The organism is Streptomyces xingningensis (assembly GCF_054957865.1).
The window spans coordinates 1-12,032 of sequence record NZ_JBDJPF010000104.1; the positions used below are offsets into that span (position 1 = coordinate 1).

7 protein-coding genes and 2 pseudogenes are annotated in these 12,032 nt (G+C 72.0%); 5 read left to right on the forward strand and 4 right to left on the reverse strand.

Going from position 1 to position 12,032, the window contains the following annotated elements:
* Positions 1–241 precede the first annotated feature (241 nt).
* A pseudogene (locus ABCR83_RS31170) lies at positions 242–538 on the reverse strand (hypothetical protein); the annotation flags it as partial.
* 331 nt (positions 539–869) lie between these two features.
* Between ABCR83_RS31170 and ABCR83_RS31175 the strand changes: the two are divergent.
* Both ABCR83_RS31175 and ABCR83_RS31180 read left to right on the forward strand, forming a co-directional pair.
* On the forward strand, positions 870–3,260 hold the full coding sequence (locus ABCR83_RS31175) for a sensor histidine kinase (protein ID WP_462698611.1): 2,391 nt from the start codon (positions 870–872) through the stop codon (positions 3,258–3,260).
* Positions 3,257–3,583: pseudogene (locus ABCR83_RS31180) on the forward strand (roadblock/LC7 domain-containing protein); the annotation flags it as partial. The gene ABCR83_RS31175 and the pseudogene ABCR83_RS31180, both read left to right, overlap by 4 nt.
* 132 nt (positions 3,584–3,715) lie before the next feature.
* Here the strand turns inward: ABCR83_RS31180 and ABCR83_RS31185 are convergent.
* Complete coding sequence (locus ABCR83_RS31185; protein WP_462698617.1) at positions 3,716–6,067, reverse strand: glycoside hydrolase family 31 protein; 2,352 nt, start codon at positions 6,065–6,067, stop codon at positions 3,716–3,718.
* 225 nt (positions 6,068–6,292) lie between these two features.
* On the opposite strand from ABCR83_RS31185, the gene ABCR83_RS31190 reads away from it, so the two are divergent.
* The 3 genes from ABCR83_RS31190 (at position 6,293) to ABCR83_RS31200 (ending at position 9,352) form a co-directional block, all read left to right on the forward strand.
* The gene (locus ABCR83_RS31190; RefSeq protein ID WP_462698619.1) at positions 6,293–8,305 is read left to right on the forward strand and encodes an acetoacetate--CoA ligase; all 2,013 of its coding nucleotides are present in this window, start codon (positions 6,293–6,295) and stop codon (positions 8,303–8,305) included.
* 150 nt (positions 8,306–8,455) lie between these two features.
* Entirely contained in the window at positions 8,456–9,013 is a 558-nt protein-coding gene (locus tag ABCR83_RS31195; protein WP_462698613.1) for a hypothetical protein, read from the forward strand.
* Positions 9,014–9,043: 30 nt separating this feature from the next.
* A complete protein-coding gene (locus tag ABCR83_RS31200) occupies positions 9,044–9,352 on the forward strand; it encodes a hypothetical protein (RefSeq protein WP_462698614.1) in 309 nt (102 codons plus the stop codon).
* A gap of 73 nt (positions 9,353–9,425) precedes the next feature.
* Here ABCR83_RS31200 and ptsP read toward each other — a convergent pair whose 3' ends face one another.
* Together ptsP and ABCR83_RS31210 are read right to left on the reverse strand one after the other, a co-directional pair.
* Positions 9,426–11,096: a phosphoenolpyruvate--protein phosphotransferase gene (gene ptsP / locus ABCR83_RS31205; RefSeq protein WP_462698615.1), complete on the reverse strand. Its 1,671-nt coding sequence runs from the start codon at positions 11,094–11,096 to the stop codon at positions 9,426–9,428.
* 87 nt (positions 11,097–11,183) lie between these two features.
* Complete coding sequence (locus ABCR83_RS31210; RefSeq protein WP_462698616.1) at positions 11,184–11,633, reverse strand: PTS sugar transporter subunit IIA; 450 nt, start codon at positions 11,631–11,633, stop codon at positions 11,184–11,186.
* Positions 11,634–12,032 lie beyond the last annotated feature (399 nt).

Sequence of the window (12,032 nt, forward strand, 5' to 3'; positions counted from 1 at the left end):
ACCGCTTCGCGGTTTGGGGGGGGGAGGGCAGGAGGGGCTGCGCCCCCTGGGCCCGGGGGGGGGGGGGGCCGGGGGGGGGGGGGGGGGGGGGGGGGGGGGGCGGGGGGGGGGGGTGGGGGGGGGGGGGGGGGGGGGGGGGGGGGGGGGGCCCGCCCGCCCCCCCCGGGGCGCCCCCCGGCGGACGCGGCACTAGGTCCGCGGGCCGCGCTCGGGGATGCCGCGCTCAGGGATAGCGTGGGCTGCGGACCCGGCGTACCTCCCGCGCCGTGCTGCTGGGCACGGAGATCACCCCATGACGCTGGCGCCACACCTGCCGGGTCACCCACACATCGAGCACCCCCCAGGTCGCCGCCACCGTGCTGGCCACCGTGCACAGCACCACCGGGAAGGCGTACCACGAGGCGGCGAGGGTGAGCAGCAGCGCGATCATCGCCTGGACCAGGGTCACCGCGACGATGACGACCGCGCGCACCGCTGCCGTGCGGACCGGGTCGGGCATGCGCGGCCGGTGTATCGGCTCTTCGATCCACAAGGGCCTGCGCGGGTGCGACGAGTTGCCGCGAACCTCGTGCATGGCGGCTCACCTCCCCCAGTGGCTGCCCCGTTCGGGGCTTTTCCCGAATCACCTCCCAAAATAACTCGGGCCGGGGACACCTTGCGGCCCCGCCCTCCGGGGAGGGAGGGGCCGCCTCGAAGGGGAAAGTGCAGTAAAAGCACGAAAAATCAGGATAGTTGGTGCCGCTGCTATGCGGGCGCCGCCCGTACAGGTCTTCGGGCGCATCCTCCGTCAGTAGTAGGCTCACGCCGCATTGATGTCGGAATTGATGTCGGAACACCGCTCCCGTGCCGCCGGGGGCGTGGGGGAGGCCATGCCCTTTCGCGGAAAGACGATCCGCCGGAAGATCGTGGCGTTGCTGCTGGTGCCACTGCTGTCCCTCACGGCCCTGTGGGCCTTCGCCACCGTGATCACCGGAAGGGAGGCCGCCCGGCTCCTGGATGCCGCCGAAGTGGTGCACAAGGTAGGCGACCCCGCCCAGGACGCGGTCCGCGCCTTACAGATGGAGCGCCGCGAGACCCTCGTCCACCTCGCGGGTCCCCGCTCGGGGCCATCGGCCCGGCTGCGCGCCCTGCAGCGCGCCACCGACCGGACGATCGCCGTCCTCCGGACCCGCGTCGACGGCGATGCACGCGAGGACATGAGCTCCGCGGCGGCACATCAATTCCGCACATTGGAGAAGGGCTTCCATGACCTCGCGAACCTGCGCCACAAAGTCCAGGACCACACCACCACCCGCGAGAGCGCATATCAGGCGTACAACGAACTCATCGACCCCTACTACGAGTTCCTCGGCGCACTGGACTCCGTCCAGGACGCCGAACTGGCCGCGCAGGGACGCGCCCTGATGGGCCTGTGCCGGGCCCATGAAGCCGTCTCCCGCGAAGACGCCCTGCTCACCTCCGCGTTCGCCGCCGCCACCCTCGACGCCCGCGAACGGCGGGCCATCGCCGACCGCATCGCCGAACGCAAGATCCTCTACCGCACCAACCTCACCGTGCTCCCCGTCGCTGACCAGAAGCTCTACGACGACTACTGGAAGGGCGCCAACGCCCGGACGCTGCGCGCCGCCGAGGAAACGCTGGTCCTCGCCGGCACCGGCCGGCCCACCACCCGCGCCGTCGACGCCAAGCACTGGCAGGCGGGCATCGGCACCGTCCTCGACGACCTCACCCGGCTGGACTCCGAGGCCCTCGCACACCACCGGGATCGCCTCCAACCCGTCGCCTCCTGGACCATCGTCAAGGCCGCCGTCGCAGGCATCCTCGGCCTCGCCGCCCTGATCTGCTCGGCCGTCATCTCCTGGCGCATCAGCCGCGGCCTGATCCGCGAACTGCGCGCCCTGCGACAGGAGGCGCACCAGGCCTCCGACGTACGACTGCCCACCGTGCTGCGCCGCCTCGCCGCGGGCGAACAGATCGATGTCGCGACCGAAGCCCCCCTCCTCGACTACCCGCCCAATGAACTGGGCCAGGTCGGCCGGGCACTCAACACCCTCCAGCGCGCCGCCGTCGAAGCCGCCGTCCAACAGGCCGACCTGCGCCGCGGCGTCTCCGATGTCTTTGTGAACCTCGCCCGGCGCAACCAACTCCTCCTGCACCGCCAGCTGACCCTCCTCAACACCATGGAACGCCGCACCGAGGACCCCGACGAACTCGCCGACCTCTTCCGCCTCGACCACCTCACCACCCGCATGCGCCGTCATGCCGAAGGCCTGGTCATCCTCTCCGGCGCCACCCCCTCCCGGCAGTGGCACCAGCCGGTCCCGCTGATGGATGTCGTACGCGCCGCGGTCACCGAGGTCGAGGCGTATGAGCGCATCGAACTGCACCGACTCCCCGGGCCGGCCGTACTCGGCCCCGCCGTGGCCGACCTCACCCACCTGCTCGCCGAACTCCTGGAGAACGCGACGGTCTTCTCCCCACGGCACACCGCGGTGCAGATCGTCGGCGACCGCGTCCCCAACGGCTTCACCCTCGAAATCCACGACCGCGGCCCGGGCATGACCCCCGACGCCCTGCTCACGGCCAATCTCGGCCTCGCCGAAGCACCCGAGTTCAAGCTCTCCGACACCGACCGCCTCGGCCTGTTCGTGGTCAGCCGGCTCGCCCGGCGCCAAGGCGTACGGGTCTCGCTCCGGCCCTCCCCGTACGGCGGCATCACCGCCGTCGTCCTCATCCCCGCCGCGCTGCTCACCGACGCACCGGGCGGGACCGGCGAGCCGGACTCCCCGACGGCCACCGGTTCGTCGCTCTTCCCGGTCCGCGGGCCGGTCGAACTCGAGCCCCCGCTCACCCCGTTCGACGGGCCCGCCACCCCGGACGAGCAACGACGGCCGCCGCACACCCCGCCCACGCCCCCCGGCGGCCGGACCCACCAGGCCGACGACACGGACGCCACCCCGCCGCGGCGCCGGCCCCCCGTCCTGATCTCCGATCACGGACGCACGGTCACCGACCCCGCCGAGGAGCCGGCCCCACCCGGCACCCTGCCCCGGCGGACCCGCAGGCCCCACCCCACCCGGCGGCCCGCCCCACGGGCCGAGCCGCGCGACGCCGATGATGTACGCGCCCGCATGACCTCCCTCCAACGGGGATGGCAGCGCGGGCGTCGCACCGGACCGGAAACCGCCGAAGAGAACGCCCCAACCCCTCCACCGAGAACCACCGCACCAGGAACGACAACGGAAAGGGACGGTCGATGACCGCCATACCCAACGCCCCGGCCGACACCGAACCGGCCCAGCCGACCGGCCAGGGCAATCTCAACTGGCTCCTCGACGACCTCGTGGAGCGCGTCGGCACCATCCGCCAGGCACTCGTCCTCTCCGGCGACGGCCTGCCCATCGGCATGTCCAAGGACCTCACCCGTGAGGACAGCGAGCACCTGGCCGCGATCTCCTCCGGCTTCCACAGCCTCGCCAAGGGCGTCGGCCGGCGCTTCGACGCCGGACAGGTCCGCCAGACCGTGGTCGAACTCGACCAGGCGTTCCTGTTCATCACGGCCGCGGGCCAGGGCAGCGCCCTGGCGGTGCTCGCCTCCGCCGAGTCCGACATCGGGCTGGTCGCCTATGAGATGACCCTGCTGGTCCAGCGGGTGGGAGCCCACCTCGCCAGCACACCGCGCACCACAGCGCCCGCCGAGGACACCGGAGCGCCGCTACCCGCGCAACCGCACCGGATACGCCCCCTCCTCCTGATCCACCGTCACCACGCCATCCCGCCACCGCGAGGTGAACCGCACCACCTCCACCCGCCCGCCCTCCGCACCGATCAGCACCCCACCGCCCGTACGCCCCGGAGCCGGCGCCCACACCTCCAGCTCCACCCCACCGCCCACCGCCGCCACCGGCACCACCGAACCCGCCCGCGCCAGCACCGGAATGCGCGACAGCGGAGCGTCCAACAACACCTGCCCCGGCCCCTCATGGGCCCGCCCCGTCGCCGTGTCGTACCAGCGCCCCCGCGGCAGCCGCACCGCCCGCCGGTCCGCCCCCTGCTCCAGCACCGGCGCCACCAGCAGCGAATCACCCAGCAAGAAGGCGTCCTCGCAATCCCGCAGCAGCCGGTCCTCCGGCGAACGCCACCACACCGGCCGGACATACGGGGCGCCGGTGCGCCGCGCCAGGTGCGCCAGCGTCAGGAAATACGGCAGCAGCCGTTCCCGCTCCCGAAGCGCCGTCCCCACGTGCTCCAGCACCCGGGGCCCGAACTCCCATGGCTCCCGGCGCCCCGCCGAGATCGCCGAATGGGTGCGGAACAGCGGCAGATACGAACCCAGTTGAAACCAGCGCAGATACAGCTCCGGCGACGGCGACCCGGTGAAGCCACCGATGTCCGGCCCCGAATACGGCACCCCGCACAACCCCAGCCCGAGCACCAGCGCAAGGGACGCCCGCAGGCCCGGCCAGCCCGTCGCCACATCACCGGACCACGTCCCGCCATAGCGCTGCATGCCCGCCCAGCCCGAACGCGAGAAGAGGAACGGACGCTCCCCGGGCCGCAGCGCGGACAACCCCTCGTACGCCGCCCGCGCCATGGCCAGCCCGTACACATTGTGCGCCTCGCGATGATCACCGCCTCGGCCCTCCAGCGCATGCCGGGCCGAGCGCGGCAGGGACCGGTCACCGCTCAGCGCAAACGACACCGGTTCGTTCATGTCATGCCAGAACCCCGCGAACCCCTGCGCCAGCCGCTCGGCATACAGACCGCCCCACCACTCACGCACCCGCGGATCGGTGAAGTCCGGATACACCGACTCGCCCGCCCAGACCTCGCCGCGCACCGGCCGGCCACGGCAGTCCCGCACAAAGGCGTCCAGCGCCGCACCGCCGTCGTACACCGGCTGCCCCGGCTCCGCCTTGACCGCGGGGTCCACGATGGACACCAGACGGATCCCCGCCCGCCCCAACTCGGCCGCCAGCCCGGGCAGATCGGGAAAACGCTCCCGGTCCACCGTGAAGACGCGGTGCCCCCGGTAGTGGTCGATGTCCAGATGCACCGCGGACAACGGCAGACCGCGCTCCCGGTAACCGGCCACCACCCGCCGCACCTCCCGCTCGCTGCCGAAGCCCCAGCGCGCATGGTGGTGACCCAGGGCCCAGGCCGGCGGCAACGCCGCCCCACCGGTCAGCGCGGCCCAGCCGTGCAGCACCCGCGCGGGCGTGCCCACCATCACCCAGTAGCGCAGCGGACCGCCGTCCATCCGGACCTCACAGCGGCCCGGCCGGTCATGACCGGAACCCTCGCCCTCCTCGCCCTCCCACAGCGTCACCCGGCCGTCCCAGGAATTGTCGTGAAAGACCAGGTGCGTACCCGCGTCCGCCACCACCAGCTGAACCGGCATCGTCACATACAGCGGATCGTCGCCCGGCCCGAACGAGCCGCCCGGATCGGTGTTCCACAGCCGGTACACACCGTCCCGCAGCCGCGGCCCCGCCGCTCTGCCCCCCAGTCCGAAGAACCGTGCGTCCGCCGCCACTTGGGACCGCTGCACCCAGCGCGGCACCGGCCGCCGCCCGGCACCCGGATCCACCGGCTCCCACCAACGCGGTGGCTGGTCACGCCGCAGCACCAGCCCGCCCGGCGTGCGCACCTCCACCGCCCCGTGCCGGGAGACCACCACCAGCACCCGCTCCGAGACCACCCGCCAGCCGCCATCGGTGTCCGGCTCCAGCACCGCCCGCTCGTCCACCTCCGGAACGCGGCCGTCCAGCGCGTACGAAGGCTCCGGCTCCGCCCCGTCCCAGCCACAGAACACCGCGCCCCCCACCGCCACCCGCACCCGCAGCGACGACCGGGCGAACCGCACCACCCCGCCGCCCGGCAAGGGCTCGGCCTCCTCCGCCATGCCCGGCACCCGGGCCCGCTCCGCCCCCGGCCGCGGCAGCCCCACCGCGTCCGCCCGCCGGCGCCGCCACGCCGACCGCACGGAGCGCAGCACCCGGGCCGCTCCCACCGTCCTGACCGAAGTCACCCATTTGACCGACCGCTCCAGGTCACGCGCATCCATGCCGCTCACCCTGCCATCGACCCGGCCCGGGGCGCGGTCCGTTCAACACCCGTTCACCCCCGAGGAGAACGCGGGCCGACCGGAGCCCGGCCGCCCGCCGTGATGTGGGACGCAGCCTCTGGTGCCCGACACGATCACATGGCATCGTCCTGGTCAGCCGTGCCTCCGCGCACCCACCGCAGGGACACGGCGACGCCCACGACGCGTACAGCCGGGAGCAGCCAGATGACCACCGCACCGCACCCCGCCGACCAGCCGGAGCCCCTGTGGCGGCCCGGCGCGGACCGGATCGCCCGGGCGCAGGTCACCCGCTTCCAGGCCTGGGCCGCCGAGCGGCACGGCGCCCCCGCTCTCGTCCCCGGCGATCCCGCCGCGAGCTACGCCGCGCTGCACCGGTGGTCCGTCACGGAGTTGGAGCGCTTCTGGCAGGCCCTGACCGAGTGGTGCGAGGTGCGCTTCTCCAGCCCGTACGAGTCGGTGCTCGCCGACCGGACGATGCCCGGCGCCGACTGGTTCCCGGGAGCCACCCTCAACTACGCCGAGCACGCCCTGCGCGCCGCCGAGGACCCCGCCCGCGCCACCGAGCCCGCCCTGCTGGCCGTGGACGAGACCCATCAGCCGCACGCGATCGGCTGGGCCGAACTGCGCCGCCAGGTCGGCTCCCTGGCCGCCGGACTCCGCCGGCTCGGCGTCCGCCCCGGCGACCGGGTCAGCGGATATCTGCCCAATATCCCGCAGGCCGTCGTCGCCCTGCTGGCCACCGCGGCCGTCGGCGGCGTATGGACCTCATGCGCCCCCGACTTCGGCGCCCGCAGCGTGCTGGACCGCTTCCAACAAGTCGAACCCGTCGTGCTGTTCACCGTCGACGGCTACCACTACGGCGGCAAACGGCACCCGCGCACGGACGTGGTCGCCGAGCTGCGGGACCAACTGCCCACCCTGCGCGCCGTGGTGCACATCCCGCTGCTGGGCACCGAGGCGCCCGCGGGCGCGCTCGAGTGGGCCGACCTGACCTCGGCGGATATCGAGCCGGTCTTTGAACAGGTCCCCTTCGGCCATCCGCTCTGGGTGCTCTACTCCTCGGGAACCACCGGGCTGCCCAAGGCCATCGTCCAGTCACAGGGCGGCATCCTCGTCGAACACCTCAAACAGCTCTCCCTGCACTGCGATCTGGGGCCCGGGGACCGGTTCTTCTGGTACACCTCCACCGGCTGGATGATGTGGAACTTCCTGGTCTCCGGCCTGCTGGTCGGCTCCACCGTGGTCCTCTACGACGGCAGCCCGGGCCACCCCGACACCGCCGCCCAGTGGCGCGTCGCCGAACGCACCGGCAGCACCCTCTTCGGCACCTCCGCCGCCTATGTGATGGCCTGCCGCAAGGCGGGGATCCACCCGGGCCGTGACCTCGACCTCTCCCGGATCGGGTGCGTGGCCACCACCGGTTCGCCCCTGCCGCCGGACGGGTTCCGCTGGATCCACGACGAGGTCGCGGAAGACCTGTGGATCGCCTCCGTCAGCGGCGGTACGGACGTGTGCAGCTGCTTCGCCAGCGCCGTGCCGACCCTGCCCGTGCACATCGGCGAACTCCAGGCCCCGGGACTGGGCACGGACCTGCAGGCCTGGGACGCGGCCGGGAAACCCCTCGTCGACGAGGTCGGCGAGCTGATCGTCGCCGCCCCCATGCCCTCCATGCCGGTCCGCTTCTGGAACGACCCCGATGGCAGCCGGTACCGCGAGAGCTACTTCGAGACGTTCCCCGGCGTCTGGCGCCACGGTGACTGGATCACCCTCACCTCACGGGGCAGTGTCGTCATCCACGGCCGCTCCGACTCCACCCTCAACCGGCAGGGTGTCCGGATGGGCTCCGCCGACATCTACGAGGCCGTCGAACGGCTCCCGGAGATCCGCGAATCCCTGGTCATCGGCGTCGAAGAGACAGATGGCGGCTACTGGATGCCACTCTTCGTACAGCTGGCACCGGGCGCCACGCTCGACGAAGAACTGCTCGGCCGGATCAAACGCACCATCCGCCAACGGCTCTCCCCGCGTCATGTCCCCGACGAGGTCATCGAGGTCCCGGCCATCCCGCACACCCTCACCGGAAAGCGCATCGAGGTCCCCGTCAAGCGACTCCTCCAGGGCACTCCTCCGGCCAAGGCCGTCAACCTCGGATCCGTGGACAACCCCGGCCTCCTGCACTTCTACGAGGAGCTCGGCCGCAACCGCAGCCACCGCTGACCCCGACGCCTGCTGACCCCGACGTCCGCTGATCTCGACGCCCTCTGATCTCGGCGATCTCCCAGGTCAGCGCCGCCTCAAGCCGCATTGTCAGTGCCCACGGTTACGGTGAGTGAGCATTGATCACACGCATTGAGGGGGAGTGACGTCATGGCGCACACCGACAACCACCGCAAGCGGCGGAGCCCACGGCAACGGCTGCGCAGGGAGGTGCCCAGCACCGTCGCCGTGCTGGCCGACGAGGAAGACTTCGCCGCGATGCGGCGATATCAGAGCTTCACCTTCGAGGATCACGTCTCATACCTACGGCACATGGACGGCCTGCTGCGGGCGCTCGCCGCCCGGGGCACTTACACCAGTGTCGCCCTCTTCGATCCGGTGGATTTCGAGGAGTACTGCGCGGACCTGCGCCTCGATCCCGACACCTCGGCCAGCCGCACCCGCTACACCGCCGAGGTCGCCAGGGGCAGCACCACCGTGGTGTATGAGGGCCAGCCCCTCAGCCGGCTGCTGTCGCGCCTCATCGACGAGACCGAGCAGCAGGCCACCTGGGAGTACGCCACCGAGCTGCTGACCCGTGGCGACTGCGACTCCTGTGGCGAGGACATCGGCGCCTCGTCCTTGGCCCGGGCCGCACAGGCCGCCCGGTGCCTCGTCGAGGCTCTCGGGACGGGCACCCACCACCTGGTGTGCAGCGTCCCCGCCTAGGGGGCCACCCCGCTGGTCGCCCTGCTCCATGTGGAGTGCCCGGCGGACGGCCGGGTGCTGGTCAGAGAGAAGGAGGCCACGGTCTTCTGCACGGTGCTGGCCGCCGCCATCGCCACCGACCGGCCGGGGGGAGTCGTCGCACGCACCCGCGTGCCCGGCGGCACGGACACGGTCAGGGGCTGGAGCCTGCGGGGCGGCTGGCCGCGGCCGCTGAGCGAGGCCGAGGTCTTCTCCGCCTACTGCACCGACGTGGCCACCGGCGAACCCGTGCCGCCGGAGCCCGATGTCGAATACCGCGCCGGCATCGCGCTCGACCCCGAGCATCCGGAGGGAAGTTGATATGGATCAGGGGTGCCCCGCCGCTCGGCGGGGCACCCCTGCACATCACCCGGGCCGGGCCCGTATCACCGGCTCATTCGCCGGACAGCACTGCCTGGGCGGCCAGCCGGGCCTCTTGGGCCGTGTCCGTGGCGCGGGCCGCGGCGGCCGCACGCTCGCACTGGGCGAGGGTGTGCTTGGCCAGCGTGGCACGCACATAGGGAATCGAGGCGGCGCCCATGGACAGGCTGGTCACACCCAGACCGGCCAGCACACACGCGAGCAGCGGATCCGAGGCGGCCTCACCGCACACGCCACAGCTCTTGCCCTCAGCCTTCGCCGCTTCGGCGGAGGCGGCGATCAGGTCGAGCAGCGCCGGCTGCCAGGGGTCCTGCAGCCGCGACACGGCACCGACCTGACGGTCCGCCGCGAAGGTGTACTGAGCCAGGTCGTTGGTTCCCAGCGACAGGAATTCAACCTCCTGCAGGATCGAGCGGGCCCGCAGCGCGGCCGACGGAATCTCCACCATCGCGCCGTACTTGGCCTGCAGCCCGGCGGCCCGGCAAGCCTCGGCGAATGCCCTGGCGTCGGTCCGGTCCGCCACCATCGGGGCCATGACCTCGAGGTAGACCGGCAGCCCCTCGGCGGCCTTGGCCAGCGCGGTGAGCTGCGTCCGCAGCACCTCCGGGTGATCCAGCAGTGTCCGCAGCCCCCGCACGCCGAGGGCCGGGTTGGGCTCATCGGCCGGCGTCAGGAAGTCCAGCGGCTTGTCCGCGCCCGCGTCCAGGACGCGCACCACGACCCGGCCCTCGGGGAACGCCTCCAGGACCTTGCGATAGGCCTCGGTCTGCCGGGCCTCGGACGGCGCTTGCGTGCTGTCGTCCAGGAAGAGGAACTCGGTGCGGAACAGACCTACACCCTCCGCGCCCGCCTCGACCGCCGCCGGCACATCGGCGGGGCCGCCGACGTTGGCCAGCAGCGGCACCTTGTGACCGTCGGAGGTGGCGCCGGGGCCGGAGGACGCGGACAGCGCGGCCTTGCGCTCCTCGGCTGCCTTGGCCAGTTCGGCACGCTTCTCGGCGGTCGGGTTGACGAAGAGGTCGCCCGTGCTGCCGTCGACGGCCACGACAGTGCCCTCGGCGAGCTCACCGGCACCCGGCAGCGCCACGACGGCCGGTACCCCGAGCGCGCGCGCCAGGATCGCGCTGTGGCTGGTCGGGCCGCCCTCCTCGGTCACAAAGCCGAGCACCAGCGCCGGATCGAGCAGCGCGGTGTCGGCCGGGGCGAGGTCCCGGGCGATCAGCACATAGGGCTCGTCGCTGTCCGGCACGCCCGGCATCGGCACACCCAGCAGCCGCGCGACGATGCGGTTGCGCACGTCGTCGAGGTCGGCCACCCGGCCGGCCAGGTACTCGCCGGCACCGGCGAGCAGTGCACGGTAGGCGGCGAAGGCGTCGTACACCGCGCGCTCGGCCGTGCTGCCCACGGCGATGCGCCGTTCGACGTCCGCCATCAGCTCCGGGTCCTGAGCCATCATGGCCTGGGCCTCGAGCACATGCTGGGCCTCACCACCGGCCAGGTTGCCGCGCGCGATGAGGTCGGCGGCGACAGCCTCCACGGCCTGGCGAGCGCGCCCCTGTTCGCGCGGCGCCTCGTCCGTCGGAATCTGCTTGGCCGGCGGCTCCAGCACCGCCGTGCCCATGTGCCGCACTTCGCCGATCGCCACACCGTGGCTCACGCCGACGCCTCGCAGCGTTGTCTCCATGAAATCAACCGTCTCCGTTGGTGCGGCGGGTGGGGCCGCCGCAATGGGATGTCGTACGTCGGACCGCCCGCGCCGGACGGCGTCGGCTCACTGCCAGCTGAACAGCTGGTCGCCGACCTTGACATCGCCGTCCTCGACCACGGCGCCGAGCACATCTGCGGTGGCCTCGAGTGCGATGACCGGGGAGATCGGCGACTTGCCCGCCTCCTCGACGGCGGCCGGGTTCCAACGCACGACGGCTTGGCCCTGCTTGACGGTGTCACCCTTGTTGACGAGCAGCTCAAAGCCCTCGCCATTGAGCTGAACGGTGTCGATGCCGAGGTGCGTCAGCACCCCGTGCCCTTCGCCGTCGACGACGACAAACGCATGTGGGTGCAGCGAGACGATGACACCGTCAACCGGTGCAACGGCGTCGGACGGCTCACGATCCGGGTCGACGGCGGTACCGGGACCCACCATCGCGCCGGAGAACACCGGGTCGGGCACTGCCGCGAGTCCGATGGCGCGTCCGGCGATCGGGGACGTCACGATGGTCATGGGAAGCCTCCCAGGGGCGGAGATTCATCACGCACCGTCACTACCTGTCCTGGACGGCGCACTGATCAGAGCCTAAGTCATAGGAACTGAGGATTCCGCACGAGTGGTCCCACCGGAGGACCGATGCTGTGCGTAATCGATTTGCCTGGCCCGCACGGGACATGTACTGTCGGATCCCTGCCCGCGACCGAGGCCCGCAGTCAAACTGCCGGCAAGGAGCGGGCGGCCTCTATCGGATGTGATCCTTCCCGGGTCTGCTGCTGTGCATCTCCCGTGCCTACAGGCATGCGAAATTACGAGTGGCAAACGGAGCGGAAAACGCCTGATAAAGTGTGAAACACCGAAGGGAAGCGCCCGGAGGGCCTTGTGAAAAGGGTCTGAAGGAAGCGTCCGTTCCTT